The organism is Homoserinimonas sp. A520, from assembly GCF_054489245.1.
Genome location: NZ_JBTMWX010000001.1, coordinates 568,677 through 595,495 on the forward strand (window position 1 = coordinate 568,677; position 26,819 = coordinate 595,495).

The following is a 26,819-nucleotide window of genomic DNA, read 5'->3' on the forward strand; positions in this document are numbered from 1 at the left end:
GCCGTCACGAGCCTGAGCGACCGTTCGGGCGCCACAGCACCAGCTGCGTGTGCCGTTTGACGCGTTCGCCGGCCTTCAGCGAGACCACGTCACCGGTCTCGTCGGCCGCGAACACGCGACGACCCGGGCGGTTGAGCAGCTCATCGGCGAGCGCGACCTCGAGCTCGCGCACCCGCTCGTGGAGCGCGGAGACCGTGTTCTCGAGTTCGAGGATGCGGCGGATGCCCTCCAGGCTGACCCCTTCGGAGCCGAGTTTCGCGATCTCACGCAACTGCACGACGTCGCGCATCGAGTACCGGCGCGACTTCCCGCTGGTGCGCTTCGGGCTGACCAGCCCCATGCGGTCGTACTGCCGCAGCGTCTGCGGGTGCATGTTCGCCAACTCGGAGGCCACCGCGATGGCGAAGATGGGGGCGCTCGGGTCCATGTTCAACTCCGCTCCATGGCTAACTCCGCGCCTTGGCCAGCAGGTCGTCGCGCGGGTTCTCGTCGGGTAGGGCCTTCGCGAGCGCGTTGAGGTGCTTGGTCGCTTCGGCGCTGAGGTGGCTGGGTACGACGACGTGGATGGTGGCCAGCAGGTCACCGACGCCGGTCGTGGTCTGCACACCTCGTCCCTTGACCCTCAGAACTCGGCCGCTCGGGGTGCCCGGAGCAACCTTCAGCTTGACGGGCGGCCCGCCGAGGGTGGGGACCTCGATCGTTCCACCGAGCGTCGCTTCTGCGAAGGTGACTGGGACATCCACCCTCAGGTTCTTCCCATCACGTTCGAATACCGGATGCTTGCGCACAGACACCGTGATCGTCAGGTCCCCGGATGGGCCGCCATCGATGCTCGCCTCGCCTTTGCCCTTGAGCCGGATCTTCTGGCCGTCCGCGACCCCAGCCGGGATCTTCACGGTCATCGGCTTGCCGCCCTGGCCCTGCAGCTTCACGGTGTCGCCATTGATGGCGCTGACGAAGTCGAGGGTGGTGGTCGCGGTGACGTCGCGGCCCTTGGTCGGGCCGCCCGCACCGCGGAAGCCGCCGGTCGACTGGCCGAACCCGCCACCGCCGAAGAGTCCGCCGAAGATGTCGTCGAAGCCGCCCTGCGAGAAGTTGGGACGCTGTCCGGCCCCCTGGGTTTGGCCCTGGCCGAACATGCCACCGAAGACGTCATCGAAGCCTCCGGCCTGGCCGCGTCCGCCGGAGGTGAACCGGGCGCCGGACCCCATGGCCCGAACCTGGTCGTATTCGCGGCGCTGCTCAGGGTCGGCGAGCACGGCGTGTGCTTCGCTGATCTCCTTGAACTTCGCCTCGGCCTTCGCGTCACCCGGGTTGGAGTCCGGGTGGTACTGCCGCGCGAGCTTGCGGTACCGCTTCTTCAGGTCGGCTTCTGACACGTCTTTGGAGACACCGAGGATCTTGTAGAAGTCCTTCTCGAACCAGTCCTGGCTGGCCATCTGTGCCTCCCTTCGTTTCTATCGTGCCGTTCGCGGGTCGAGCTTGTCCTTCGCGGGTCGAGCTTGTCGAGACCTATCGAGCTTGTCGAGATCCGGATGCTTCGGCAAGCTCAGCTGGTCTCGACAGTCTCGACCCGCTTTGGTGCTGGTCTCGACAAGCTCGACCCGCTTGGGTACTACTCTTCCTGCGGTACCGCCACGACGACCTTCGCCGGCCGGAGCAGGCGGCTGCCGAGCTGGTAGCCGGGCTCGATGACATCCGCCACCGTCATCGCTTCGATGTCTGGTGTCGGTACCTGCACGACGGCTTCGTGCACGTTGTGGTCGAACGGCTCGTCTTTGACGCCCACGCGCGTGACGCCGAGCTTCTCGACGGTGGTGCGGAACTTCTGGGCGATGAGCGCCATGGGGCCCTCTTCGAGGTCGCCGTGCGCTTCGGCGCGGTCCAGGTCGTCGAGGATCGGCAGGAAGGTTTTCGCCACGTCCGCGACGATCACCTGTTTGCTGGTCTCGCGGTCCCGTTCCACCCGATTGCGGTAGTTGACGTATTCGGCCTGCAGCCGCTGGAGGTCCTGGAGCCTTTCGGCTGCCAGGTCTTCCGCGCTCTGACCGAGGAATGCCAGGTCCGCTTCGCTGAGCGACGTTTCGACGTCGGGACCTTCGGCCTCGATCAGGCCGTCGTCCTGTTCGGTGGCCCCGGAGTCGGGCTCGGGCACCTGGCCCTCGCCCTTCTTCGGGTTCTTGTCCTTCTTGTCAGCCATGGTTACTTGTTCTCTGTCGGCTCGTCGTCGACCACTTCGGCGTCGACGATGTCTTCGTCGCTGCCCTCAGGGGCTTCGGTCGTCGGCGCACCCTCGGCCGGCTGCTCGGCCTGGCTCTGGGCGTAGATCTCTTCGCCGATCTTCTGCTGGCTCTCATTCAGCTTGTCGAGTGCAGTCTTCACGGCCGCGTCGTCATCGCCGGCGAGCGCCGACTTGAGGGCGTCGATGTCGGCCTGGACCTCGGTCTTGACGCCATCCGACAGCTTCTCGTCGTTGTCCTTGATGAGTTTCTCGGTGGAGTAGACGAACTGCTCGGCGGAGTTGCGAACCTCCGCTGCCTCGCGACGCTTCTTGTCTTCTGCCGCGTTCTCTTCACCTTCGCGAACCATCCGCTCGATGTCTTCCTTCGACAGGGCCGAGCCACCGGTGATGGTGATGGACTGCTCCTTGCCGGTGCCCTTGTCCTTCGCGTGAACCTGCACGATGCCGTTCGCGTCGATGTCGAAGGTGACCTCGACCTGCGGCACGCCGCGGGGTGCCGGGGCGATGCCCTGCAGCTCGAAGGTTCCGAGGTTCTTGTTGTCGCGGGTGAATTCCCGCTCACCCTGGAAGACCTGGATCGCGACCGACGGCTGGTTGTCATCCGCCGTGGTGAAGGTCTCACTGCGCTTGGTGGGGATGGCCGTGTTCCGCTCGATGAGCTTGGTCATGATGCCACCCTTGGTCTCGATACCGAGGGACAGCGGGGTGACGTCGATGAGGAGGACGTCCTTGCGCTCGCCCTTCAGCACGCCAGCCTGGAGGGCGGCGCCGACGGCGACGACCTCGTCGGGGTTCACGCCCTTGTTCGGCTCCTTGCCGCCGAGCATGTTCTTGACCAGTTCCTGCACCGCTGGGGTGCGGGTGGAGCCACCGACGAGCACCACGTGGGCGATGTCGTTGACGCTGACACCGGCCTCCTTGATGACGTCGTGGAACGGCTTCTTGGTGCGCTCGAGAAGGTCGTTGGTGAGCTCCTCGAACTTGGCACGGCTGAGCGTCTCGTCCAGGTTGGCCGGCCCGTTCTCGGTGAGGGACAGGTACGGCAGCTGGATGCTCGTGCTCATCGACGAGGACAGTTCCTTCTTCGCCTGCTCGGCGGCTTCCTTCAGGCGCTGCTTGGCGATCTTGTCGTTGGAGACGTCAACGCCGGTGGAGTCCTTGAAGCGCTTGATCAGGTAGTCGACGACGCGCTGGTCCCAGTCGTCACCGCCGAGGCGGTTGTCACCGGAGGTGGAGCGCACCTGGATGGTGGAGAAGTCGTCGTCCTTGCCCACTTCGAGCAGGGAGACGTCGAACGTTCCGCCACCGAGGTCGAAGACGAGGATGAGTTCGTCCTGCTTGCCCTTGTCGAGACCGTAGGCGAGTGCGGCGGCAGTCGGCTCGTTGATGATGCGCAGCACGTTGAGGCCGGCGATCTCACCGGCGTCCTTGGTCGCCTGGCGCTCGGAGTCGTTGAAGTATGCCGGGACGGTGATGACGGCATCCGTCACCGGCTCGCCCAGGTACTGCTCGGCGTCGCGCTTCAGCTTGGCCAGGATGCGGGCCGAGATCTCCTGCGGCGTGTACTTCTTGCCGTCAACCTCGGTGGTCCAGTCGGTGCCCATGTGGCGCTTGACGGATGCGATGGTGCGGTCGACGTTGGTAACCGCCTGGCGCTTCGCGGTCTCGCCGACGAGCGTCTCGCCGTCCTTGGTGAATGCGACGACGGATGGGGTGGTGCGGAAGCCTTCGGCGTTCGCGATGACGGTGGGTTCTCCACCTTCAAGTACCGAGACCACCGAGTTGGTGGTTCCCAGGTCGATTCCTACTGCTCGAGCCATGCTCGTTCTCCTTCTCTACAAAGTCTGTGATTGTGAGAGTTGAGTCTCACCCGCTCAAGTTTAGTGGAGCGGTTTCGGATGTCAAGGCGAGAGTCGTGAAAGTTGAGTCGAGGTGGCTCAATTCAGACCGGTAGGCCCCGCGCTCGATAGCCACCGTGTAGGAACGGGGACCTGGAGCCGCCGTCCACGATCATCAACTCGCCTCGCCCCTTACCGGCGTAAGTTGAATGTCTGTCGCATGTGCCAAAATGCGAGCACGGCCAAGCGGCCGCTTAGTACCTAAGAGGAAGGGCCTACCCACCTTGTACGAAATCACCGCGATCAAAGTGTCGAGCCGACCGCCCACACTAGGAACAATCACCGAGTATTACTTCCAAGGACGCAACGGAGAAGCGAGTACCTGGCTCAACAAACCTACTGCGGTTGCGTATGTGCGAAGCAACCCGAACACGGTCTCCGTGAGCGGGGGCGGTTCCTCCGACCATGTGGAGGTGGTGGAAAACGGCATGAATCCGTACCTTCGAACGAGAGGCAACAGTGCCACCGGGGACAACCTCTTGTCCCAGCCGATCTATTGAGCCCATCACCGCAGCCCGTAATAGGAATGCGCTGGGAAGGCTCTACCGCGAACTGCGGATGAGTCCCCGGTACCAGGCATACGACTCCTTCGGCGTGCGCTTCTGCGTCTGGAAGTCGACGTGCACCAAACCGAATCGCTGCGAGTAGCCGGCAGCCCACTCGAAGTTGTCGAGCAGCGACCAGTGGAAGTAGCCGCGCACGTCAACGCCCTGAGAGATCGCATCACCGATTGCAGCCAAGTGGGACTCGGTGTAGGAGATGCGGCGGGTATCGCTCACCTCGCCACGAGCATCCGGTTCATCGTTGAAGGCGGCGCCGTTTTCGGTGATGTAGATCGGTGGAAGAGCGTCGCCGTAGCGCTGCTTGAACGACACCAGCATTTCGGTGAACGCGTGCGGGACCACCGGCCAGTCGAAGTCGGTGCGGGGGTATCCGCGGATCTCCTTCAGCGAGAACGGCAGGTCGGTGTCGAGTTCGTGGCCGTCCACCTTCGCGCCGGGGGTCGCGCTCGGAGCGCCGACGCTGGTGGGGTTGTAGTAGTTGATGCCGTACCAGTCGATGGGGACGCTGATCTGTGCCAGGTTGTCGCTGAAGTTGTGAGGGAGGTACGGCTCGAGCTCGGTGGGGTAGCGGCCGAGCAGCAGCGGCTCGATGAACAGCCGGTTGGCGAGCGTGTCGTACAGCGCCGCGGCGTACTGGTCGTCGTCGCGGTCGCTGGCTGGCCAAACCGGGGTGTGGTTGTTGGCGATGCCGATGTTGCCGGCGCCCGCCTCCCGCAGTGCTGACACCGCGAGGCCGTGACCCAGCAGTTGGTGGTGCGCTGCCGGGATGGAACCGAAGCCGAGTTTCAGCCCGGGCGCGTGGATGCCGGCACCGTAACCGAGCATGGTGAGCACGACCGGCTCGTTGATGGTGATCCAGCGGGGGATGCGGTCGGCGAAATGCTCGCCCAGGATGTGCGCGTAGTCGCCGAACCGTTTCGGGGTGTCGGGGTTCAGCCATCCGCCCTGCTCCTCAAGCGCGAGCGGGGTGTCCCAGTGGAACAGAGTGGGACTGGGCTGGATGCCCGCGGCCAGCAGTTCATCGACGAGCCGATCGTAGAAAGCGAGGCCGTTGCGATTGGCTGAGCCCTTCCCTTCGGGCTGGATACGTGTCCAGGCGAAGGAGAACCGGTAGGCGTCGACGCCAAGTTCCTTCATGAGGGCGACGTCTTCCGGGAACCGGTTGTAGTGGTCGCACGCGACGTCGCCGGTGTCGCCATTCAGGGTGCGACCAGCGGCACGGCTGAACGCATCCCAACTGGATGGACCCCGGCCGCCCTCGGTTACCGCGCCTTCGATTTGGTAGGCGGCGGTGGACACACCGAACAGGAAGTCGCGCGGGATGCCGAGGTCAGCGGCTGATGTCATGTCACCATTCTGTCGGGCCGCCGACCGACCATGGTGAGCGCGCCGACGAATCCCAGCCTAACTGCTCGCTGAAGACGCTCGCCGGTATCCTTGGACCATGAGCTCTATGACCGAGCAGTCGAGATCGCTTCGCGACGCGATCTCTGCGAATCATGCTGCGCTCGTGGATGTGCTGAGCCATTACGGGGCCAGCAACCCTCGCTTGTTCGGTTCCGTAGCGCGCGGTGACGCCGAGACGGACAGTGACGTAGACGTGTTGGTCGACCTCGAGCCGGGTGGCGGCAACGCGCTGCTGCGCATCGCGGGTATCGGCGAGGAGTTCAGTCAGATCCTCGGGGTGCGAGTGGACGTGGTTTCAGAATCTCTGATGCGGGAGCCGGTGTCGGCCAGCGCACACCGTGACGCGGTTGCCTTGTGAGCAGGTCAACTCAAGAACGCTTCGCCGACATTCTTGCTGCGATCGATCGCTGCCTCAGCTACCAGCCTCACCTTGGTGACGCGGAACCGCAGGTGGCGTCGATGGCCTATGACGCGGTGTTGAGGAACCTCGCCGTTATCGGCGAAGCAGTGCGCGCCCTTCCCGATGCAGAGAAGGCGGCGATCTCCGGAGTTCCCTGGGCGTCTATCGCGGGCCTGCGGAATATCGTAATTCATGAGTACTTCCGCGTCGAGCCGAACCTCATCACTGACATCCTCGACAACGAGCTCCGCCCGCTCGCCGAGGCGCTGCGCGGCCGGGCGGGGGGCTAAAGGCATCCCAGCTGGACTGCCCGCAGCAGACCGAGTTCGGCGAGTGTGGTCACGGGGTGCCTCGTGTCTGAGTTTTGCTGGTGACCTTGGAGGCGGTGGTTCGGTCGTCAGTTGCCGGGGTTGCTGGCCCATCTGCCGACCGGAACAGGTGCGCCATCCACCACCAGACCAGACCACCGATGGCCGCGGCGAGCGCGACGTTGAGCAGGCCGTAGGCGGCGAAGGCGAGCACGGCGTTCGAGACCAACTCACCCACCGACTGCGTGTTGACGGAGAAGAGGAGGCCGCCGACCGCCCAGACGATCATCATCAACACGCCCAGGATGAGTACGGATGCGCCCACCGAAGAGAAGGTGACCGACCAGGCGCGGTGCACGCCGGCTTTGCTCAGAATGCGCACGCTCACCACGATGCCGGCCACGGCGAGCAGCGTGCCGACGATCACCATGGCGATGCCGAAGCCCTCCAGACCACTCAGGCTGATCGCCTTCGAGGTCTCGTTGACGTCGGCCGCGGCCTTCTCGCCGCCGGTCAGGCCGACCAGGCCGACGAACAGGTTCTTCAGCACGACGATCGCATACCAGATGGCCAGCGGCAGCACGAGGGTCAGCAAGCCGATATTGGTGATGACCAGGCTGAGCGGGCCGGAGATGAAAGCAGCCTTGCGATGGGCTTGTGGGAGCGGCGGTCGCGTGGGTCCCTCACTGCGGGAGAAGAGCGGCTTCTTCGTGGCCTTGGCGGGGGTGACGGATGCGGCAGCACTGCCAGGAGTTGTCATGGTTCCCATTGTGGTGGGTTGGGTGGGGGTTCGGCAGGTTTGAATGCGAGCAGGTAACACATCGCGGTACCCGACTCCGCCTCCAAAGACCCCAATTGTTTACCAGTCACCACTAGCCTGTGGGCATGACAAACGAGTCCCCTGACAATGGCGTCACCGCGACCGGCAAGAGCATCCCGGCTACAGCTAACTCGGGCGCCATCGCCACGATGGGCCTCGAACTGCAGGAGGGCCGGGTCATCCCGCGCAAGCAGGTGTTCTCCTGGGCACTCTGGGACTGGGCCAACCAACCGTTCAACACGGTCATCCTCACCTTCATCTTCACCGCCCTCTACCTGACGACGGATGTCTTCATCGACCCCCAGATAGCGGCGCTCGGCAAAGATGACCCCGCCTACGACCGCGCCATCGCCGAACTCACCAGCGGGCTCGGCCTGGCCAACACCATCGCCGGCGTGCTGGTCGCCCTCATCGCCCCGGTGCTCGGGCAACGCTCCGACGGCACCGGCAGGCGCAAACGCTCCCTCGCCATCAGCACCGGACTCGTCGTACTCTCCATGGCCGCCCTGTTCTTCGTCGAAGGTACCCCGTCGTTCTTCGCCCTCGGCGTCGGACTGGTCGCCATCGGCAGCGTCTTCAGTGAGATCGCCGGCGTGCACTACAACGCCATGCTGGTGCAGGTCTCCACCCCGAAGTCCGTCGGCAAGGTCAGCGGGCTCGGCTGGGGCTTCGGCTACCTCGGCGGCATCCTCGCGTTGGTCATCGTGGTCGTCGCCTACACCGCCGACTGGTTTGGGCTTCCCGAAGACAACGGCCTGCCGTTCCGCGTGGTGGCACTCGGATGCGCGGTGTGGACGATCCTCTTCTCCATCCCGATCTTCCGCAACGTGCCGGAACTGCCCGTCACCGAGCAGGCCGAACGGGTCAACTTCTTCCAGAGCTACGTGCTCCTCGGCCGCCACATCGTGCGGCTGTGGAAGACGACCCGCACCACGTTCTGGTTTCTCCTCGCGAGCGCGGTGTTCCGCGATGGCCTGGCCGGCGTGTTCGCATATGGCGCCGTTATCGCATCCACCGTTTTCGGATTCGAATTCCTCGAAGTGGTGGTCTTCGGCATCGCCGCCAACCTGGTCGCCGGGGTGTCCACCATCTTCTCCGGCCGCTTCGACGACAAGTTCGGGCCGAAATCCGTCATCGTGGTCTCGCTCATCGGCTTGGTCATCACCGGTCTCGCGGTCTTCTTCCTCCGCGACCTCGGCGACGCCACCTTCTGGATCGGCGGGCTCATGCTGTGCCTGTTCGTCGGCCCCGCCCAGTCGGCCAGCCGCTCATTCCTGGCGCGGGTCACCCCGGCCGGCCGCGAAGGCGAGATCTTCGGCCTCTACGCGACCACCGGCCGCGCAGCATCCTTCCTCTCGCCCGCGCTGTGGACGATCCTCATCGTCGCGTTCGGCGCGACCGCCTGGGGCATCCTCGGCATCGTCGCCGTGCTGTTCGTCGGCCTCATCCTGATGCTCTTCGTGCGCACCACCGAACAGACCCGCCCGTAACGAAGCTGGCGACGCCCTGCAGGGCATCCGGATGCCGACGGGACGCCTCGCGAGAAATCCTCCGGATGTCGGTGGCCCAGGAATAAGCTGACGCGTATGTACACGTTGATGATTTTTCTCCACGTACTGGGCGTCATCGTCTTCGCCGTGGGGCACGGGACATCCATTGCGGTCGCCTTCCGGATGCGCCGGGAGAGCGAGCACGCCCGCATCGCAGCCATGCTCGACGTTTCGGCATGGAGCGCGCACCTCATGTACGCGGGGCTCTGGCTCACCATCATCCCGGGTGTCGTTCTCGGATTCATGGGCGGGCTGTGGGGCGAGTGGTGGCTGTGGGTGTCCATCGTGCTGCTGGTGCTGGTGATCGGCGCGATGTACGGCATCGCCTCGCCGGCGTTCAGCCGGCTGCGGTTCGCCACCGGGGCGAAGATGACGGATGCCTCGCGTAAGAAGGTCTCGGGGCTCGGAACCGAAGGGGTTGTGGAGGGACTCGCCACCTCCTGGCGCCCCGCCGCCCTCGCCCTCATCGGCGGCGTCGGGCTGGCGGTCATCCTCTGGCTGATGATCGCGCAACCCAGCTGATCGGCGTGGTTCGAGCGCTGACCGCGTCACGGGACTGGCGAATGTCTGCCGGGAGCGGGAGAGTGGAGGTATGACTACTTCGCAGGCCCAGAAAGCCGACCACCTCCGCTCGCTGCACATCCCCGGTAACCCGCTCATCGTCACCAACGTGTGGGATGCCGTCACCGCACGCATCGTCGCCGAAGCACCCGGGGTGAAAGCACTGGCCACGGCCAGCCACTCCATCTCGTTCGCGCATGGGGTTCCGGATGGCGAAGGGCTCACAGTCGACCAGGCCCTGGAGGCGGCCCGCGTGATCATCCGCGCCACCGAGCTTCCGGTGTCCGTCGACTTCGAGAAGGGGTATTCACCGGATGGCTCGCGCCTGGAAGAGAACATCGGCCGCCTGATCGAGGTGGGCGCCGCCGGTCTCAACATCGAGGACAGCGTCGGACCGCCCAAGGCGCCGCAGTTCGACATCGACACCGCGGCATCCCGTGTCGCAGCGGTTCGCTCAGTGGCCGATAAGGCCGGAGTGCCGCTCGTCATCAACGCCCGCGTCGACACGCTGGCCGGAGGCGGCGAGTGGGACGAAGCGATGACCCGCGCCAACGCGTACCTCGACGCGGGAGCCGACGTGATCTTCATGCTCGGCCTCGGCGACGAAGACAAGGTGAAGCGGGCCCTCGCCGAGATCAACGGCAAGGTGTCTGTGATCTCGAACCCGTCATCCGTTCCGTTGCAGCGTCTCGCTGACCTCGGAATCTCACGGGTCAGCTTCGGCCCGTTCAGTCTCGGGTTGACCCTCGCCCACCTGCAGGCGGCAGCGACTCAGCTGACCAAACTGGGCGACTACCCGGAGGAGCTCGGGTTCAAGTACTGAGGTCTGCGCGCTGCCTCGACAAGCTCGGCCGGTCTCGACAAGCTCGACCCGCCTACGGGCAGAAGTGGCGGTCGTTGATTCGGACGGGAGCCGCGCCTAGGGTCTAACCATGGCTGCTAATCGTCCCATCGGATTCTGGCTGAAGCTCGTCGACCGCCTCATCGATGAGCGTTTCGCCGCCATCATCGAAGAGCACGGGGTCACCCGTCGCCAGTGGCAGCTGCTCGGCGTCATGGAGCCGGGCAGCGCCACCGTCGAACAGCTCGACCAGGCGATCGCGCCCTTCATCGAGCCGGGAAGCGACGAGAGCGCGGCGGAACACCTGGCCGAACTGATCGACAGCGACTGGATCATCGTCGACGGCCCGGTCTACTCACTCACCGACCGAGGGCGTGCCGCGTTCGGCCGGCTGCAGCAAGTGGTCGACGGCCTCCGCGACCAGACCAGTGAAGGCCTCACCCAGGAACAGTACGAGACCACCCTCAGCGCGCTCGAACGGATGGCGGTCAACCTGGGCTGGCAGGGCTGACTCGTCAGCTGAGCGCTGTCGCGTCCGCGCCGAGCGCAATCAGCCGGTCGCGGATGGCGCTTCGCGCCAGCTCGTAGAACCGGCTGGAGCGGTGGAGCAGTGACGCGGTGTTCGCGCCGTCCATGATCGCCATCACCTCGAAGGCGAGCTGTTCGGCATCCGCCAGCTTCGGGAGCTCGGATTGAGCCATCGTTGCGGCCCGCTCGATGAACGTGAACCACTCCCCGTCGATCTCGGCCAGGACGTCACGCACCTGACCGGGCCTGGAGCCGTTCTCGGCGGACACCGCACGGAAGAAACATCCACCCTCGAAGACGCGGGCATCGGAGTAATCCAGCCACAGGTCGCAGAGCGCCCACAGCCGCGGCAACCCCCGCGGAACCCTGAGGGCAGGCTCGATGACGGTGCGGATGAAGATGGAGCGCGCCGCCTGGATGGTCGCCAGCTGGAGGTCCAGCTTGTTGCCGAACAGGGCGATGACACCGCTCTTGCTGGCGCCCAGTTCGGTGGCGAGCTGCCCGATTGAGAGTCCGCCGAGACCCTCAGTGGATGCGAGTTGCACGGCGCGGTCGAGCACCGCCTGGCGGGAGGCATTGCCACGCCGGCGTCGTCCATCCGTCTCAAGCATCACAGGTCTCGCATCCATTCCAAGTTAATAGTACGATCGTTCGTATTCTATTATCGCACAACGGAGACCTATCATGCTCACCCGCAACACTATTGCCGGAAGCTTCCGGCTCATGGAACGCCTGGCGCCGCCCCTCGCCGCTGAGGCAGCGTACGCACTCTGGTTCTCGACCGGCCGGCCCAAGCGCGTGCACCCGACCGAGCAAGCCGTTATCGACCAGGCAACCGTGTCGACCCTTCGGGTGGGCGGGAAGCGCGTCGCCGTCTATACCTGGGGCAATGGCCCACGACCCGTGCTGCTGGTACACGGCTGGCAGGGGCGCGCGGCCGAGTTCGCCGAGCTCGTGCGGGAGTTGCGCGCGAAGGATCGCACCATCATCGCGTTCGACGCGCCGGGCCATGGCGCCTCGGCTGGGCGACGGCCCGACATCCGCGACTTCGCCGACGTGATCGGTGCGATCGGGCGCAGGTACGGCGACTTCGCAGCGATCGTCGCGCACTCCTTCGGCAGCCCGGCATCGGCGCTCGCCATTCGCAGCGGAACGCGAGCCCGCCGGCTGGTGTCTGTCGGCGGCGTCGCCGAACTCAGCTACCTGGCCACCAGCTTCGGGCGGATGCTCGACCTCGGCCCGCGCACGATGGACGGCCTGACCCGCAAGATCGAGCAGCGGCGGTTCCGCGCTGTACCCGACCTCTGGACGACGCTGTCTGCGACAACTGCCCCGCTGGCCGAGATCCCGCTGCTGATCATCCACGACCACGACGACCTGGTGGTGGCCGCCGCGCAGGCAGAGGCGCTGGCTGCCGCGCATCCGCACTCCGTCACCCTGTTCACGTCAGGGCTCGGGCACCATCGGATCCTGCGCGACGATGCGGTGCTGGATGCCGTCGGCGAGTTCGTGAGTGCGCCACTACGGGAGCCCTCCCGCGCCTGAGACCCGCGAGCCGGGTCATGTTGCGGGTCGCACTTGCTCGGGACCCGCAAAATGGCCCGACTCGCGCGAGCCGGGCGGCGCGGGCTTCGCTTAGCGGTCGATAACCGTGCGGTGGAAGTTCTGGAACGAGCGTGACGCCGTCGGACCACGCTGGCCCTGATAGCGCGACTTGTAGTCGGCCGAACCGTACGGCTTCTCGGCCGGCGAGGTCAGGCGGAAGAAGCACATCTGCCCGATCTTCATGCCCGGCCACAGCTTGATCGGCAGGGTGGCGACGTTGCTCAGCTCGAGGGTGACGTGGCCGGTGAAACCGGGGTCGACGAAGCCGGCGGTCGAGTGGGTGAGCAACCCGAGGCGCCCGAGAGACGACTTGCCTTCGAGACGTGCCGCCACATCATCCGGTAACGACACCTGCTCGTAGGTGGAGCCAAGCACGAACTCGCCGGGGTGCAGGATGAGCGCCTCACCGGGGTCGACTTCGACCAGATGTGTGAGGTCAGGCTGGTCTTCGGCAGGGTCGATGTACGGGTACTTGTGGTTGTCGAACAGGCGGAAGAACCGGTCCAGGCGCACGTCGACGCTGGACGGTTGCACCATCTCCGGGTCATGGGGGTCGAGGGCGATTCGCCCCGATGCGAGTTCCGCCTTGATGTCGCGATCCGAGAGCAGCATGCACTCGAGACTACTGGAATGCGGATGCTCGGCAGTCCGACCGTTCGCACCAAACACGCAACTCGCGTTACGGCAACCGTGGCTACGGGCACGGCCGCAAGAAGAAGGAGAGCTGGCTCAGCGACCTCTTCGACTAGACAGCCCGCCTTATTCCCCTCTCCACGAAGCCGGGACTATTGTCCACACGACTTCGGCACCGAGCACAGGATCAGCCTTCCAGTTGTGCGGCTCACGGCCGGGAAATGTGAGTGAATCTCCCTCCTGCAACGAGATGGCCCGGTCGACGAACCGAAGGGTGATCGCTCCCGTGAGTACGTGCAGCACCTCCACCTCGCAGCTGATCGTATAGAAGGCGTCGCCGCCATCCGCTGCAGGTTCCATCTTCGACCGGATGACCTGCACCCGTGACTCGTTACGCGGCGAGATCAGGCGTTCGTCCACGCCACGACCACCGAGGTTGATGTGGGGCGCATCGCTCAGCGAAATCTTGACGGAATCAGGCTCCGCGAAGAGCGCCCCGATCTCCAGCGACAACACTTGACAGAGCTGCAGGAGCGTAGCCACGCTGGGGGAGGTCTCGTCGCGCTCCAGCCTGCTCAGGAAGCCCTTGCTCAGGCCGGCAGCGCGAGCGACCTGTTCGAGCGTGAACCCCTGCGCCTTCCGCGCCCCGCGGATGCGCGCTCCAATGGCCGGCTGCTCGATGCTGGGCGATGGCGAAACAGGCTTCAACGGTGCTCCTCGCGCTCTTGACCCAGTCGACTGATCGGTTTAGGGTTGCCTCAAGTTTACTATTGATTATCGAAAGTTGTCCACCATGCAACAACCAGTCGGGCCGATCGATGCGAGCATCGTTCCTCGCTTTGCCGGTATCGCGACCTTTGCCCGCCTGCCCCGGCTGGATGACGTCGAGCGTGCCGACGTGGCGATCGTGGGCGTCCCCTTCGACAGCGGAGTGAGCTACCGCCCTGGGGCCCGGTTTGGTCCTGCTCATGTGCGGGAAGCCTCGCGGCTCCTGCGCCCATACAACCCCGCCCAGAGCATCTCTCCGTTCGCGGTACAGCAGGTCGCGGATGCCGGAGATATTGCCGCCAACCCGTTCGACATCGATGAAGCCGTGCGCGACATCGAAGCGGGAGCGCTGGAGTTGGCAACTCGTGCGGACAAGATCGTCACGATTGGCGGCGACCACACCATCGCGCTGCCGCTGCTGCGGGCAGTCGCCAAGAAGCACGGCCCGGTAGCTGTGCTGCACTTCGACGCACACCTGGACACCTGGGACACCTATTTCGGCGCGCCGATCACGCACGGCACACCGTTCCGCCGCGCTTCGGAGGAAGGACTGATCGACCTCACTGCGAGCATGCATGTGGGAACTCGCGGGCCGCTGTACGGCGCCGAGGACCTCTCCGACGACAAACGCCTTGGCTTCACGATCGTGACAAGCGAGGAGATCGAGGAGCGCGGCGTGGAGGCGGCGATCGAACGCATCCGCGCCCGAATCGGCGACAAGCCACTCTATGTCTCCATCGACATCGACGTCCTGGACCCGGCCCATGCCCCCGGCACCGGCACCCCGGAGGCCGGCGGACTCACCAGCCGTGAACTGCTGCGAATGGTGCGCTCACTCGCCGACCGAAACATCATCGGCGCCGACGTGGTGGAGGTGGCCCCCGCCTACGATCACGCCCAGCTCACCGCTGTCGCCGCCAGCCACGTCGCCTACGAGCTGATCAGCGCGATGGCGCCGCGCAACTGACACCGTACTTTCGACACACCCGGTCACGCATTCAAAGGAGCAGGCGATGAGCACACGAACCCCCAGCGAGCAGGAAGTTCTGGACGCGGCATCCGCCATCGTCGCAGCCTTCGCCGCCACCGACCGGGATCGCTACTTTGCCGGCTTCGCCCCGGATGCGACCTTCATCTTCCACACCGAGCCGGCGCGAATCGACAGCCGCGCCGAATACGAGCGCCTGTGGTCCGGATGGGTCGACAGCGGATGGCGGGTGCTCGAATGCGCATCAACGCAGCCTGCAGTCCAGTCGTTCCCCGGCGGCGCAGTATTCAGCCACAACGTCTTCACCCGCGTTGAGGCCGACGGCACCGAAGATGCGTATCGCGAACGGGAGACCATCGTGTTCCGTGCCGATGGCGACCAGCTGGTGGCCATGCACGAGCACCTGTCCCCTGCGCCGGAATCCGGATCCTGATCCCCCAACCGCCTACCGAGGAGACTGAAGCAATGTCGCTCTACACCCGAATCAACCGTCGCGTTGAAGCACAATCCGATGGGGGCGGACCCGTACGAGGAACCTATTCGCTCCTTCGCATCGGAATGATCTGGCTGGCAGCCAACCTGGTGGTGACCACCCTGCTCACAGGAACGCTGTTCGTTCCTGGTGTCGACTTCGGAACCGCATTCCTGATGATCGTTGTGGGCACCGTGGCCGGGGCGATAGTCCTCACCTCCATCGGAGCGATCGGCACGCGCACCGGACTGCCCACCATGGCACTCACCCGTGGCGCGTTCGGCACCCGGGGCAGCTTCCTCCCGGTGAGCGCCAACGTGATCATTCTCATGGGGTGGAGCTGGGTGCAGGCCATGCTCGCCGGGATCACCGTCGACTTCCTGATCAACAGCCTCACCGGTTACTCCAACCCGATCCTGTTCGCGGTCATCTGCCAGAGCATCGTCGTCATTCTCGCGATCCTCGGGCACGAGGGCATCGCCAGGATCGAACCGTGGATGGCGGTCCTCATGCTGGCAATCATCGCGTGGATCTTCGTCACCGCGTTCAGCACCTTCGACCTGGTCGATTTCCAGGCGGTCGAGGTTGACCCGACACTCGGCTTCACGCCGATCGTGGTACTCGACATCGTGATTGCCACCGCGATCTCCTGGACAGTGCTCTCCGCCGACTTCAACCGCTTCGCCCGCACCACGAAAGCGGGCGTCATCGGTTCCGGCATCGGCTACACCGTCTCCACCGTGACCTCGATGACGCTCGGCCTCACCGCCTTCGTCTTCGTGTTGCTCTCCGGAGACGAAGCTGCTGCTTTCGATCCAGGAACGATCGTGGGTGCCTTCGGCGCTCCGCTGGCCATCGTGATCTTCCTCTCGGTGATGGCGACGAACACCATGGTCGTCTACGGAATGGTCACCTCCGTGGTCAACGCCAAGGTCGGCAGCAGGCTGAAGTTCCTGCCCACCGCGCTGGTGCTCGGCGTAATCTCCATAATCGGGGCCACCTGGATGGGCCTCCTGAACCAGTTCACCGACTTCCTGGTGATGATCGGAGCCTTCTTCGTCCCGGTGTTCGCCATCATGATCGTCGACTACTACATCGTGAAGCGCGCCGCCTACACCCAGGACATCCTCGCCGCCGGTGGTGGACGGTACTGGTACAAGGGAGGAGTCAACTGGATCGCGGTCGTGGTGTGGGTCATCGGAGCCGCCGTCTCCTACCTGTGGACCTACGTGTGGCCGCTCCCGATCGGGGCGACGATACCGGCGTTCGCGCTCTCCTTCGCGCTTTACCTCCTGGTGATGCTGCCCGAAAGGGCGCGGCACCAGGGCGTGCGCAGTGAGCACCTGGCCGGCAAGACCGAGGAGCAGGTCGAATCGAGCACTGCAACCTGAGCCCTGACGAACAACCGGCAGATGGAGGGGCAGGATGCGAGAACTGAGTCATCCAATCAGCACCGGGATGCAGGTGTATCCCGGTGACCCGGCGGTCACGCTGAAACCCGCGCTAGAGCTTGAGCGGGATGGGGTGGATGTCGCGCTTCTCCATCTCGGATCGCACACCGGCACGCACCTCGATGCACCATCGCATACCGTTGTGGGTGGTCGGACCACCGGTTCGATCGGGCTTGATGAACTCGTCGGCGATGCCCTGCTCGTCCACCTCCCGGAGTTGGCCCCCCGCTCGACCTACGGCATCAGGGAGATCGAGGATGCTTTGGGCGCGATCCCGAAGACTGTTCCCGCCATCGTCATCATGGACACCGGCTGGGCGCGACACTTCGGCACTGACGAGGCGCTCGCCCACCCGAGTCTCGACCGCCATGCAGCCGCAGAACTGATGCGGCGCGGCATGAGATTACTGGCCGTCGACACGCTCAGCCCCGACCCGACCAGTGGTGACGCCGCCGATTTCCCAGTGCACGAAGTCGTGCTCGGTGGTGACGCCCTCATCATCGAGAACATCACAGGCGTGGATGCGCTGCCCGAGCGCATCCGTGTGGGCTTCTTTCCGTTGCCGATCGACGCGGACGGCGCACCGGTGCGCGCGGTGGCCTTCGACAGCTAGCAGGCACGACTTCATGCTGGTTCAGGTCATCGCCGGCCATGGCTACAATTGATTGGTCCGGTCCGCCGGATGCGCGGATGTAGTTCAATGGCAGAACTTCAGCTTCCCAAGCTGATAGCGCGGGTTCGATTCCCGTCATCCGCTCCAATCCTTGCGAACAACCGGATCTTATGTGCGCCGAACAAGGAGTGCGCCGTGCGGACGGTAGCCGGGACCTGTTCGGGTGTGTGTTTCGATAATCTCGAACCCAACGCTTTCAAGCTCCCTGCCCAGCTCGGCCACTGGCCAGCGGTAGGCGGTCACCACAGCGTGCGCAAATGTTTCGAGTGACGAGCCCTCGAAGAAACCAAGGAGCAACGTGCCTCCCGGCTTTATGACCCGGGCAAACTCAGTCAGAGACACGACCACAGTCTCGGGCGGCTGGTGGATCAGCGAATACCAAGACAAGATCCCACCCAGGGCAGCATTCGGCGCCCCAAGCTCATCGACGCTTCCAGTCCGAAACCGCACTCCTGGGAACTGCGCGCGAGCGTGAGCGATGAACTCGGGCACGATGTCGACACCCTCGACGTCAACACCGTTCTCCGAAAGGTAGTTCGTCCAATGCCCTGGCCCGCATCCAGCATCAATTACGGGTCCGACGACTGATTGCCCCCAACTGTCCACGAGCTGACGGTCTGAGGGATGCACGGCCGTCATCGTTCCGAGACGTTCGGCATACTCCGCTGCCCGCGCTGAATATGCGCTCCGCACTTTGATCTCCACTCGATCAAGGCTATTTGGCTGGCATGACCCAGCCGTCGCGCTGCTCCTCGCATAGGGCTAAGGAGCAGCCGTTGGTTGCTCCGGCAATGGACCCGTTTGTCAGGTGAAGGAATGCGGTGTTTCATCTACGCTCATCAGCGCTCACGGTCCGCGAGGCGGCTGACTACCTGTTTCGACATCCTCCTGGTGTCGCTCATCACCCTTCTCTTCGCCGTGGCGTCGTGCCACTTGATCAAGAAGCGTGCGCGCGGTTTGCCCGGTACCGAGTTGCGTGTGGTTCGGGTGTTGCCAGCACAAGGCCGGTTTCTGCGAGCCGCAGCATGGCCTTCCGGATTCCGTTCTCCCAAACTTGTCATGCTTGAGTGTGCACTTGACCACTCAGAGGTACAAGCAGCGCTATTGCGTGACCACGTCCTGCGCAACGCCACCCAGCGCGAACCGTACCGCTTCCTCGATCGACACCTCGCCACCCTCGGTGCGCACGCGCTGCAACTCTTCGGCGTCCTCCCCGGCGAGGATCGGTGCCAAATAGTGCTCATGGAACGAGAACCGGGTCGCCGAGTGCAGGCCGGTCTGGTTCCGCAAGGCTTCGGATGCTCGCAGCAGCCGGCCGGCGCGACCGACATCCCGCTCGGCGGCCGCTATGGCGGTGAGCCCCTCCAGCCCGTAGGCGACACCCTCGGCATGCCCGAGCCGCGCCGCGGTGGCGAGGCTCTCCTCAAACAGCTTCCGAGCATCCGCCCGGTCCCCCTTCACCATCGTCGCCCAGCCCAGGTGGTGGAGCGCAATCGCCGTTCCCAGATCGTCCCTCCGAGCACGGGCGAGGGCGAGACTGGCCTCGAACTGGTTGATCGCCTCATGCAGGGCTCGCCTCATCAGCGACACCCGACCGAGCGTGACCAGCGCCATGGCCTCACCCCAGTCGTCGCCGATACTCCTCAGCACGTCAAGGCTCTCTTCCAGCGTTCGCGTCGCGCGCTCCGGGTCCGGTGGCTTCTCCGCCAGCCCGGCGAGGCCGAGGAAGATGAGCGCCATCCCCTCCCCCTGCCGATCTCCCACCCGTTGGAAAAGCTCGACGCACTCCGTGAGCCCGGGCGCCACCGACTCGGTCGAGTCGTGCCACAACCTGATCGACCGGGTGAAGTACAGCGCGATCGCCTTGGTGCGATCCGGCAGCACAGCCCCTTCCGCTGCCAGTACATCCTCCATCCACCCGCGAACCTCGCCCAGCAGCCCACCGACCCACCAGTAGATGAGCAGTGTCCAGGTGAACTCGGCGAGCGCCTCGTAATCGCCGGAGTCCAGGTAGTAGCGGGCCGCAGCCCGCAGGTTGTCCCGGTCGACATTGAGCAGCTCGATCGCGTCACGCAGGCCCGCGCTCTCGAGGTCCAGCTCCAGCGACTTGGCCAGCCTCGAGAAGTACGCGGCGTGCGCCGCCCGAGTCGCGGCGAGCGCCCCGGACTCCCCCAACTGTTCCAGCGCATACTCGCGCACCGTGGCGAGCATCGAGAAGTACGGCTGGCCCCCGCGATCCTGCTCCCGCACCAGGCTGTTGTCGACGAGCATGCCCAGCGCCGTCATCGCATCCGCCCCATCGTCGCCCGACGCCACCGCCTCCAGGGCCTCCAGCGAGAACCCTCCGGAGAAGACGCCCAGCCGTGCGAGCAGTCGTTTCTCGTCGCGCTCCAGCAGCTGCGTGCTCCACTCGATGGTGCTGCGCAGCGTCTGCTGCCGCACCGGCAGGTCGCGTGCACCGCCGGCCAGCAGGGCGAGACGCTTGTCCAGCCTGGAGAGCATCGACTGTGGCGTGAGCATCCGGATGCGCGCCGCGGCCAATTCGAGCGCCAACGGCACCCCGTCGAGCGCCACGCAGATCGCGGCGACGGCTGCAGCGTTCACCGAGTTCAATTCGAAGTCCGGCTTCACCGCGCAGGCCCGCTCGACGAAGAGGGCGACGGATGCCGACACCGCACCCGGCTTCGCTGCGTCGCCGTCACCCGGAAGTTCGAGCGGCCCGATCTCGACAGCGTGCTCCCCCGACACCCGGAGCAGTGTGCGGCTGGTGACCAGGAACTTCACCCCCGGTGCGCTCGCCAGCAGCGCCGTGAGGATCGGCGCCGCCGGCAGCACCTGCTCGAAGTTGTCGACGACGATCAGTGCGCTGCGATCTTTCAGCGCCGTCTTCAACTTGTCAATCACCGCTTCATCGCCGGTGTCGAGCACCCCGAGCGCCTGGGCAATGAGGTTGGGGACCAGCGCCGGATCCTGCACCGGGGTGAGGTCCACGAACACCACCTCACGCTCGCCGCGCTCACGCTCCCGGTAGGCGACCGCCGTGGCCACCCGGCTCTTCCCGATGCCGCCCGGCCCGATCAGGGTGACCAGCCGCACCGGATCCCGCCGAAGCAGCCTCTCCACGGTGGCCAGCTCGCCGTCGCGGCCGATCAGCTCGGTCAGCGACGCCGGGATGGGTGACTGCACCGCACGGGGAGATGGCGGTTCGGATGCCAACACAGGGCGGCTCTGGTCGAAGCGTTCGGCCAGCAGGATGGCCAGATCCGCTTCGATCAGCCTGCGCAACTCCTGCGGGGTTGAGAAGTGCTTGAACGACGCCCGGTCGTCGTCCCGCACGCGCGACAACAGCTCGGAAAGCCGGTCCTCCCGGGCACTGGCCGATTCGCGGATGTAGATGAGCTTGGGCAGCGACCCGGCAAGGTTGTACTCGTCCTCCAGGCCGGACACCACCTCATCCGGGGCCACCCAGCCGTAGCTGTCGCCATAGATCCCAACGAACACATCACTCTGCTGGAGGTAGGCGCGATACAGTTCGCGCGGCGGATGCGGCCGGGCACCCAACTCGAACATCACCGGAGCGAGGTGCAGCCGCTCCACCGCGGCGCGCGTCACCCTGCGTTCGGGCGCCAACTCCCTCAGGGTGGAGCTGATGAAAACCCGAATGCGCTGGTCGGGCGTGCGTATGACACCCGGGGTGGGGTTCATGAGGTAGATTCTGCGCCGATCCGCGCGTCAGGTCCATATTTAATTGCGCTGCGGCTCCGGCGTTGTCGAGCCTTCCACTCTCAGCGTCCGGCAACCAGCCGCGATGCGATGACGGATGCCACGGCGAGACCCGCCAGGACACTCGCGACCAGAGCGGCACCGGTCAGCCCGATGAACCCCTCAAGCACCCCACCGAGTGTCGCACCAGCAGCGATACCGCCGTTGAAGAACACCACCATCAAGGCGCTGGCCGCCCCACGCAATGCCGGGGACGCCACCCCGAGCATCCGAGCCTGCAGCATCGCGGGGAGGCCACCGATGCTGAATCCCCACACCGCAATCGCCGCCACGACGACCGGTGTGCTTTCCGGCGCCACGCCCAGAGCCGCGAGCGCCAGCGCGAAAGCACCCGTCATCGTGACGAGCGAGGCCACCGGCCAGCGATCCGCGGTGACCGCGGCGACCGCCAAACCGGCGATTCCGGCGGCCCCGAAGAGCAGGAGGAGCGCGCTGATCCACTTCGGGTCGAGCCCGGCAGCATCCGTCAGGTAGGGCGAGACATACGTGAACAGGGTGAAGCTTGCCGCTGCCGTGAAGGTGCAGGCCATCGCCGCAGCGAGAACCACCCAGATCGACCCGTCGATGCGCCTTCCGCTGCGGGCGACGACTCCGGCAGAGCGCGGGAGTCGACGCTGGATGACCGCGGCGATCAACCCGAGCGCGACAGCCAGGGCCCCGAACACGACCCGCCAGTCCGCGACCTGGCCGATGAGAGTACCGAGTGGTATTCCAGCGACCGTCGCCGCGGACGCTCCGGCACTGACGATGGCGACGGTGCGACCCGAGACGCTGGGCGCGACCAGCGACGTCGCGTATACCATCACGATCGACCAGAACGCCCCGTGCCCGACAGCTGCGACCACGCGGGACGCTACAGCGATTTCGTAGGTCGGGGCTATCGCAGTCACGGCGTTCGCGGCCGCCATTACGGCGAGCGCTACGACGAGGATGGTGCGGCGGTCCACCCGCGCGGTGAGGTGGATCACCGGCAGGCTGACGACGATGATGGTGACCGCCCAGAACGAGAGCAGCAATCCGATGGCGGATGCCGACACCGAGAATTCTGCGCTCATGGCCGGAAGCAGCCCTGCCGGAATCATCTCGACGGTGACGGTCGCGAAGACGCCGAAGGCCAGCGTGAGGAGCGCGAACCAGGGAGATCGCATCGTCGCCGCGACCGGGCGCGCAACAGTGGCTTCAGTCATGGCTTCACGCTAAACTTTGACATCAATGTGAAGGTCAAGCGGTTGGGCGGTAATGATGAGAATCGGCGAACTCTCGCGACGAACAGGCGTGCCGACCCGGATGCTGCGGTACTACGAAGAGCAAGGGCTGCTCACCTCGAAACGCAGTCCCAACGGGTACCGCGACTACCCCGATACCGCCGCCGAAGTCGTTGACCTGGTTCGCGGACTCATCTCGTCCGGGCTTCCCACCAAGCTGATCCACCTGCTGATCGGGATGGACGGTGTCGAAGGCGGGGAACTCGCCCGCACCTGCACACGCAATCTCGCCGAGACCCTGACCGCTGAACTGTCGTCACTCGAATCGAAGATTGACTGCTTGAGTCGCAGCCGCGACACCATGCGGAATTTCCTTGCGCGCACGCGTCACGCCGAAATGCTGGGCGACGCCCGCCTGGTGCTCGGACCGGATTCCACCTAGCCCTCTGGAATATCGCAGGAGCCGATAGGTTGTAACTACCATGCCACTACAAGGAGAATACGCACCGAGCACTTCCGGCTGGGCCCGCGATCAGGCGGAACTCTACGAGAGCTCGGGCGGAACTGAGGGAACCACCCTGCGCGGGATGCCCGTCGTGCTGCTGACCACCGTGGGTGCGAAAAGCGGCAAGCTGCGCAAGACACCGCTCATGCGCGTCGAACACGGCGGCGAGTATGCGCTGGTCGCGTCCCAGGGTGGCGCTCCGAAGCATCCGGTCTGGTATTTCAACCTGCTCAAGAATCCGAATGTCGAACTGCAAGACGGGCCGGCACGCGGTGACTACACGGCACGCCTGGTCGAAGGCGACGAGAAGCCGGTGTGGTGGGAGCGGGCTGTCGCGGCGTTCCCGAATTACGCGGACTACCAGCAGAAGACGGAGCGCGAGATTCCGGTGTTCGTGCTCACACCGGTCGTCGACGCTACCTGACCCACCGGCGTCATGACACGGCACGGTTTCTGAGAACCGTAACCGTTCAGTTGAGTGTGATGGACTTTCTTCGTGCACACATTCTCCAGCTACGTCGCCATCGGTGACAGCTTCACCGAGGGGGTCGGGGACGAGCTTCCCGACGGGCGTGTGCGCGGCTGGGCAGACCTGGTCGCGGTCGGGCTCGCCTACGCGTCCCGGGAACCGGTGTTGTACGCGAACCTCGCCATTCGCGGCCGGCTTCTCGCGCCGATCATCGACGAACAGCTCGATGCCGCGCTCGCGTTGAAGCCTTCGCTGCTCAGCATCAACGGCGGCGGCAACGACATCCTCCGCCCGCGCGTCGCCATCACACGCGTCGCCGACCAGCTGCTTGAGGCCGTCGACCGCGCAGCCGCCGAGGGAATTCACGTCGTGCTGGCCAGCGGTGCCAACCCGTCGGCCCACATGCCGCTGGGCGCGATGGTGCAGGCCCGCGGAGAGCAACTGGCGCAGGGCATCCGCGACCACCTGCCGAAAGAGAACGTGACCTTCGTCGACAACTGGGCGGATGCCGAACTCGGCGACCTGAGGTACTGGTCGGCGGACAAGATCCACCTGAACTCCCGCGGGCACGCCAGGGCGGCCAGCAATGTGCTCGAAGCGCTCGGGCTGCCCATCCCGCAGCCTGGCCACGACCCGGACACCGAGGAGCCGAGGATGCGCAGCGCCGCCTACTGGCGCCAATACGTACTGCCGTGGATCGGGCGGCGGCTCACCGGGCGGTCGTCTGGCGACAACCGCGAGCCGAAGATCGCGACGCTGCAGCCCGTCGAGCTGCCCGAGGCGTAAGTGCACCGCGGCTATCATCGTTAGATAGCGACCGAGCCGAACTGCTCGAGTTGCTGCACTCCGCGGAGACTCCTCGCCGCGGCTTCGCACAAGGACAACGGATGACGCACACCCACTCGGTCCGGCAAACGCACCGCACGAGACTGGCCATCGCGTTCGGCATCACCGCCGTCATCCTCGTCGCCGAAATCATCGGCGCCATCCTCACCGGAAGCCTCGCCCTGCTGGTCGACGCTGCACACATGCTCACCGATGCGGGCGGGCTGCTGCTCGCGTTGATGGCGGCGTCCCTCTCGCTGCGCCCACCCAACTCGCGCTACACCTGGGGTCTGCGACGCACCGAGGTGCTCGCCGCCACCACCCAGGCCGCCATCCTGTTGGCCGTCGGAGTCTATGCGCTGGTTGAGGGCATCATCCGCCTCTCCTCGCCGCCGGAGGTTTCGCCGACCGGCCTGCTGATCTTCGGGGTCATCGGCCTGGCCGGCAACCTTGCCGCCATCGCGGTGCTGAACTCGAGCAGGTCCGCGAACCTGAACCTGCGCGCCGCCTTCCTCGAGGTGGTGGTGGATGCCCTCGGCTCGGTCGCGGTCATCATCAGCGCGATCGTCATCGCAGTCACCGGGTGGACCGGGGCGGATGCCATCGCCGCCATGCTGATCAGCGCGTTCATCATCCCGCGCGCGCTCCTGCTGCTGCGCGAGACCTCGCATGTGCTGCTGGAGGCCGCACCCCGTGGTCTCGACCTCGACGAGGTGCGCGAGCACATCCTGCGCGTGCCGCACGTCGTGTCGGTGCACGACCTGCACGCCTCGCAGATCGCCACCGGACTGCCGACTCTCAGCGCCCACGTTGTCGTCACCGAGGAGTGCTTCCACGATGGTCACGCCTCCACGATGCTGGCCGACCTGCAGGCCTGCGTCGCCGACCACTTCGAGCTGAGCATCGAGCACTCCACCTTCCAGCTGGAGTCGGAGGACAGCCACCCGCACGAGCACGCGGCGCACGACTAGTCATGTGAGAATTAGGGTCGTGCAAGCCCTCCCCACCCCACTCGTCGACAACCGTTACCTGCTGCGCAAGGCGACCGCTTCGGACGTCGAGTCGATCGTCAGCCTTCTCGTCGAAGACACCCGGCGCGCGGCGATCGAGACTATTGCACCGGAATCGCGGGACGCCTACCTGCAGGGCTTCCGCCGTGTCGACGCGGATGCCGCGCAGCTGCTGGTCGTCGCCACCGACGATGCAGAAGGGGTCGTCGCCATCATGCAGTTGTCGTTCATCCCCGGCCTATCCCGAGCGGGTTCGACTCGACTGCAGATCGAGGCCGTGCGGGTGCGTTCCGACCATCGGAGCAACGGACTCGGCGGCGCCATGATGCACTGGGCGATCGCCGAGGGGAAACGGCGCAACGTCGGACTCGTGCAGCTGACCTCTGATTCGTCGCGAACGGACGCCCACCGGTTCTACGACCGGCTCGGCTTCGTCGCCTCGCACGTCGGCTACAAGCTGGACCTCGGGCTGAATTCCTAGCCCTCCGCCAGCCGTTTCGCCAGCGCCATGGCATCGTATGGCGCCCGCACCTTGATGTCGTTGTCGAAGTACACGTACGAATCGCGACCGGATGCCAGCCAGCCACGCACCGTCTGAGCCCACCGGTCGATCGCCTCATCGTCGTAGCCGCTCTCGTAGAGCACCTTCTCGCCGTGCAGCCGGGCGTAGGAGAAGTCGGCGGTCTGGCGGGTCAGCCGCGGCCACTTCCCGGCGGTGTCCGCGACGACGGATGCCACGTTGTGGCGTTCCAGGATGGCGAAGAATTCCGGGGTGTCGAAGCTGTGGCTGCGCACCTCGAGCGCGTGCCGGAGGGGGCGGTCGGCATCCGTCTTCACGAATTCGCGGCGATCCAGCCGCTCGTCGTGGTCCTGCGCGAGGCGCACCGCGGCATTCGTCGATCTTGGCAACTGCTCCAGGAACTGGTCGACCAGCTCGGCATCGAAGGTGAGCTTCTCGGGAAGCTGCCAGAGGAACGGTCCGAGCTTCGGGCCGAGCGCCAACGCCCCCGATGCGTAGAAATTGGCGAGCGCCGTGTGCACATTCTTGAGGCGGAGCAGGTGGGTGATGAAGCGGCCGCCCTTCACTGAGAAAACGAAATCGTCGGGAGTCTCATCGCGCCAGGCGGCGAAGTACTCCGGGCGCTGCAGGGAGTAGAACGTGCCGTTGAGCTCGATGGTGTCGAGTTGCCGGGAGGCGAACTCGAGCTCACGCCGCTGCGGAAGGCCCTTCGGGTAGAAGTCGCCGCGCCACGGAGCGTACCGCCAGCCGGAGATGCCGACGCGGGCGACCGGATGCTCGTTCACGCCACCGAC

The 26,819-nt window shown here is 65.4% G+C and carries 30 protein-coding genes and 1 tRNA gene; 18 read left to right on the plus strand and 13 right to left on the minus strand.

The features are described 5' to 3' along the window. Nucleotides 1–4: 4 nt before the first annotated feature. The 4 genes from ACX3PH_RS02855 to dnaK all read right to left on the minus strand — a co-directional run bounded on the left by ACX3PH_RS02855 (nucleotide 5) and on the right by dnaK (nucleotide 4,062). Entirely contained in the window at nucleotides 5–427 is a 423-nt protein-coding gene (locus tag ACX3PH_RS02855; RefSeq protein ID WP_459089177.1) for a heat shock protein transcriptional repressor HspR, read from the minus strand. A gap of 19 nt (nucleotides 428–446) precedes the next feature. Further along, entirely contained in the window at nucleotides 447–1,439 is a 993-nt protein-coding gene (locus ACX3PH_RS02860; RefSeq protein WP_459089179.1) for a DnaJ C-terminal domain-containing protein, read from the minus strand. Between the two features lie 176 nt (nucleotides 1,440–1,615). Further along, nucleotides 1,616–2,200 (minus strand): nucleotide exchange factor GrpE, encoded by a 585-nt coding sequence (locus ACX3PH_RS02865; RefSeq protein ID WP_459089181.1) that lies wholly within the window; start codon nucleotides 2,198–2,200, stop codon nucleotides 1,616–1,618. Between the two features lie 2 nt (nucleotides 2,201–2,202). Then, nucleotides 2,203–4,062 (minus strand): molecular chaperone DnaK, encoded by a 1,860-nt coding sequence (dnaK, locus tag ACX3PH_RS02870; protein WP_459089183.1) that lies wholly within the window; start codon nucleotides 4,060–4,062, stop codon nucleotides 2,203–2,205. Nucleotides 4,063–4,310: 248 nt separating this feature from the next. On the opposite strand from dnaK, the gene ACX3PH_RS02875 reads away from it, so the two are divergent. Then, nucleotides 4,311–4,640, plus strand: coding sequence for a DUF3892 domain-containing protein (locus ACX3PH_RS02875; RefSeq protein WP_459089185.1), 330 nt, complete (start codon nucleotides 4,311–4,313; stop codon nucleotides 4,638–4,640). Between the two features lie 42 nt (nucleotides 4,641–4,682). Here ACX3PH_RS02875 and ACX3PH_RS02880 read toward each other — a convergent pair whose 3' ends face one another. After that, nucleotides 4,683–6,050, minus strand: a complete 1,368-nt coding sequence (locus ACX3PH_RS02880) for a GH1 family beta-glucosidase (protein WP_459089187.1) — start codon at nucleotides 6,048–6,050, stop codon at nucleotides 4,683–4,685. A gap of 97 nt (nucleotides 6,051–6,147) precedes the next feature. Between ACX3PH_RS02880 and ACX3PH_RS02885 the strand changes: the two genes are divergently transcribed. Continuing rightward, nucleotides 6,148–6,468, plus strand: a complete 321-nt coding sequence (locus tag ACX3PH_RS02885) for a nucleotidyltransferase family protein (RefSeq protein ID WP_459089189.1) — start codon at nucleotides 6,148–6,150, stop codon at nucleotides 6,466–6,468. After that, nucleotides 6,465–6,800, plus strand: coding sequence for a HepT-like ribonuclease domain-containing protein (locus ACX3PH_RS02890; protein WP_459089191.1), 336 nt, complete (start codon nucleotides 6,465–6,467; stop codon nucleotides 6,798–6,800). Before ACX3PH_RS02885 ends, ACX3PH_RS02890 begins: the two co-directional genes overlap by 4 nt. Nucleotides 6,801–6,849: 49 nt before the next feature. On the opposite strand, the gene ACX3PH_RS02895 is transcribed toward ACX3PH_RS02890, so the two are convergent. After that, nucleotides 6,850–7,578, minus strand: a complete 729-nt coding sequence (locus tag ACX3PH_RS02895) for a hypothetical protein (protein WP_459089193.1) — start codon at nucleotides 7,576–7,578, stop codon at nucleotides 6,850–6,852. A 125-nt stretch (nucleotides 7,579–7,703) separates the two neighbouring features. Here ACX3PH_RS02895 and ACX3PH_RS02900 point away from each other — a divergent pair, with 125 nt between their 5' ends. From ACX3PH_RS02900 to ACX3PH_RS02915, 4 genes are all read left to right on the plus strand, one after another. Continuing rightward, entirely contained in the window at nucleotides 7,704–9,128 is a 1,425-nt protein-coding gene (locus ACX3PH_RS02900) for an MFS transporter (RefSeq protein WP_459089195.1), read from the plus strand. A 96-nt stretch (nucleotides 9,129–9,224) separates the two neighbouring features. After that, nucleotides 9,225–9,710 carry a hypothetical protein gene (locus ACX3PH_RS02905; protein ID WP_459089197.1) on the plus strand — a complete coding sequence of 162 codons (486 nt, stop codon included), beginning with the start codon at nucleotides 9,225–9,227 and terminating at the stop codon, nucleotides 9,708–9,710. A gap of 70 nt (nucleotides 9,711–9,780) precedes the next feature. Further along, on the plus strand, nucleotides 9,781–10,572 hold the full coding sequence (locus ACX3PH_RS02910) for an isocitrate lyase/PEP mutase family protein (protein ID WP_459089199.1): 792 nt from the start codon (nucleotides 9,781–9,783) through the stop codon (nucleotides 10,570–10,572). A 109-nt stretch (nucleotides 10,573–10,681) separates the two neighbouring features. Continuing rightward, entirely contained in the window at nucleotides 10,682–11,101 is a 420-nt protein-coding gene (locus ACX3PH_RS02915; protein ID WP_459089201.1) for a MarR family winged helix-turn-helix transcriptional regulator, read from the plus strand. A gap of 4 nt (nucleotides 11,102–11,105) precedes the next feature. Here ACX3PH_RS02915 and ACX3PH_RS02920 read toward each other — a convergent pair whose 3' ends face one another. Beyond that, on the minus strand, nucleotides 11,106–11,747 hold the full coding sequence (locus tag ACX3PH_RS02920; RefSeq protein ID WP_459089203.1) for a TetR/AcrR family transcriptional regulator: 642 nt from the start codon (nucleotides 11,745–11,747) through the stop codon (nucleotides 11,106–11,108). 55 nt (nucleotides 11,748–11,802) lie between these two features. Here ACX3PH_RS02920 and ACX3PH_RS02925 point away from each other — a divergent pair, with 55 nt between their 5' ends. After that, nucleotides 11,803–12,663, plus strand: coding sequence for an alpha/beta fold hydrolase (locus tag ACX3PH_RS02925; protein ID WP_459089205.1), 861 nt, complete (start codon nucleotides 11,803–11,805; stop codon nucleotides 12,661–12,663). A 90-nt stretch (nucleotides 12,664–12,753) separates the two neighbouring features. Here ACX3PH_RS02925 and dcd read toward each other — a convergent pair whose 3' ends face one another. Beyond that, nucleotides 12,754–13,335 carry a dCTP deaminase gene (gene dcd, locus ACX3PH_RS02930; RefSeq protein WP_459089207.1) on the minus strand — a complete coding sequence of 194 codons (582 nt, stop codon included), beginning with the start codon at nucleotides 13,333–13,335 and terminating at the stop codon, nucleotides 12,754–12,756. A gap of 147 nt (nucleotides 13,336–13,482) precedes the next feature. Continuing rightward, nucleotides 13,483–14,064: a helix-turn-helix domain-containing protein gene (locus ACX3PH_RS02935; RefSeq protein WP_459089209.1), complete on the minus strand. Its 582-nt coding sequence runs from the start codon at nucleotides 14,062–14,064 to the stop codon at nucleotides 13,483–13,485. 85 nt (nucleotides 14,065–14,149) lie between these two features. Here ACX3PH_RS02935 and speB point away from each other — a divergent pair, with 85 nt between their 5' ends. The 5 genes from speB to ACX3PH_RS02960 all read left to right on the plus strand — a co-directional run bounded on the left by speB (nucleotide 14,150) and on the right by ACX3PH_RS02960 (nucleotide 17,795). Beyond that, the gene (gene speB, locus ACX3PH_RS02940) at nucleotides 14,150–15,091 is read left to right on the plus strand and encodes an agmatinase (RefSeq protein ID WP_459089211.1); all 942 of its coding nucleotides are present in this window, start codon (nucleotides 14,150–14,152) and stop codon (nucleotides 15,089–15,091) included. Between the two features lie 46 nt (nucleotides 15,092–15,137). Then, nucleotides 15,138–15,545 carry a YybH family protein gene (locus ACX3PH_RS02945; RefSeq protein ID WP_459089213.1) on the plus strand — a complete coding sequence of 136 codons (408 nt, stop codon included), beginning with the start codon at nucleotides 15,138–15,140 and terminating at the stop codon, nucleotides 15,543–15,545. A gap of 32 nt (nucleotides 15,546–15,577) precedes the next feature. Next, entirely contained in the window at nucleotides 15,578–16,975 is a 1,398-nt protein-coding gene (locus ACX3PH_RS02950) for a purine-cytosine permease family protein (protein WP_459089215.1), read from the plus strand. A 34-nt stretch (nucleotides 16,976–17,009) separates the two neighbouring features. After that, a complete protein-coding gene (locus tag ACX3PH_RS02955) occupies nucleotides 17,010–17,648 on the plus strand; it encodes a cyclase family protein (protein WP_459089217.1) in 639 nt (212 codons plus the stop codon). A 73-nt stretch (nucleotides 17,649–17,721) separates the two neighbouring features. Further along, nucleotides 17,722–17,795, plus strand: a tRNA-Gly gene (locus ACX3PH_RS02960). A gap of 21 nt (nucleotides 17,796–17,816) precedes the next feature. Here the strand turns inward: ACX3PH_RS02960 and ACX3PH_RS02965 are convergent. The 3 genes from ACX3PH_RS02965 to ACX3PH_RS02975 all read right to left on the minus strand — a co-directional run bounded on the left by ACX3PH_RS02965 (nucleotide 17,817) and on the right by ACX3PH_RS02975 (nucleotide 22,678). After that, a complete protein-coding gene (locus ACX3PH_RS02965; RefSeq protein WP_459089219.1) occupies nucleotides 17,817–18,413 on the minus strand; it encodes a class I SAM-dependent methyltransferase in 597 nt (198 codons plus the stop codon). A 396-nt stretch (nucleotides 18,414–18,809) separates the two neighbouring features. After that, complete coding sequence (locus ACX3PH_RS02970) at nucleotides 18,810–21,413, minus strand: DUF4062 domain-containing protein (protein WP_459089221.1); 2,604 nt, start codon at nucleotides 21,411–21,413, stop codon at nucleotides 18,810–18,812. A gap of 80 nt (nucleotides 21,414–21,493) precedes the next feature. Further along, nucleotides 21,494–22,678 carry an MFS transporter gene (locus ACX3PH_RS02975; protein WP_459089223.1) on the minus strand — a complete coding sequence of 395 codons (1,185 nt, stop codon included), beginning with the start codon at nucleotides 22,676–22,678 and terminating at the stop codon, nucleotides 21,494–21,496. Nucleotides 22,679–22,733: 55 nt separating this feature from the next. On the opposite strand from ACX3PH_RS02975, the gene ACX3PH_RS02980 reads away from it, so the two are divergent. The 5 genes from ACX3PH_RS02980 to ACX3PH_RS03000 all read left to right on the plus strand — a co-directional run bounded on the left by ACX3PH_RS02980 (nucleotide 22,734) and on the right by ACX3PH_RS03000 (nucleotide 25,986). Continuing rightward, nucleotides 22,734–23,138, plus strand: coding sequence for a MerR family transcriptional regulator (locus ACX3PH_RS02980; RefSeq protein ID WP_459089225.1), 405 nt, complete (start codon nucleotides 22,734–22,736; stop codon nucleotides 23,136–23,138). A 40-nt stretch (nucleotides 23,139–23,178) separates the two neighbouring features. Then, nucleotides 23,179–23,625, plus strand: a complete 447-nt coding sequence (locus ACX3PH_RS02985) for a nitroreductase family deazaflavin-dependent oxidoreductase (protein WP_459089227.1) — start codon at nucleotides 23,179–23,181, stop codon at nucleotides 23,623–23,625. A gap of 72 nt (nucleotides 23,626–23,697) precedes the next feature. Next, nucleotides 23,698–24,456 (plus strand): SGNH/GDSL hydrolase family protein, encoded by a 759-nt coding sequence (locus ACX3PH_RS02990; RefSeq protein WP_459089229.1) that lies wholly within the window; start codon nucleotides 23,698–23,700, stop codon nucleotides 24,454–24,456. A gap of 101 nt (nucleotides 24,457–24,557) precedes the next feature. Continuing rightward, entirely contained in the window at nucleotides 24,558–25,466 is a 909-nt protein-coding gene (locus ACX3PH_RS02995) for a cation diffusion facilitator family transporter (RefSeq protein ID WP_459089231.1), read from the plus strand. Between the two features lie 19 nt (nucleotides 25,467–25,485). Further along, nucleotides 25,486–25,986 carry a GNAT family N-acetyltransferase gene (locus ACX3PH_RS03000; RefSeq protein WP_459089233.1) on the plus strand — a complete coding sequence of 167 codons (501 nt, stop codon included), beginning with the start codon at nucleotides 25,486–25,488 and terminating at the stop codon, nucleotides 25,984–25,986. Here ACX3PH_RS03000 and ACX3PH_RS03005 read toward each other — a convergent pair. Further along, nucleotides 25,983–26,810: a DUF72 domain-containing protein gene (locus tag ACX3PH_RS03005; protein ID WP_459089235.1), complete on the minus strand. Its 828-nt coding sequence runs from the start codon at nucleotides 26,808–26,810 to the stop codon at nucleotides 25,983–25,985. The genes ACX3PH_RS03000 and ACX3PH_RS03005 overlap by 4 nt on opposite strands. Between the last annotated feature and the right edge of the window lie 9 nt (nucleotides 26,811–26,819).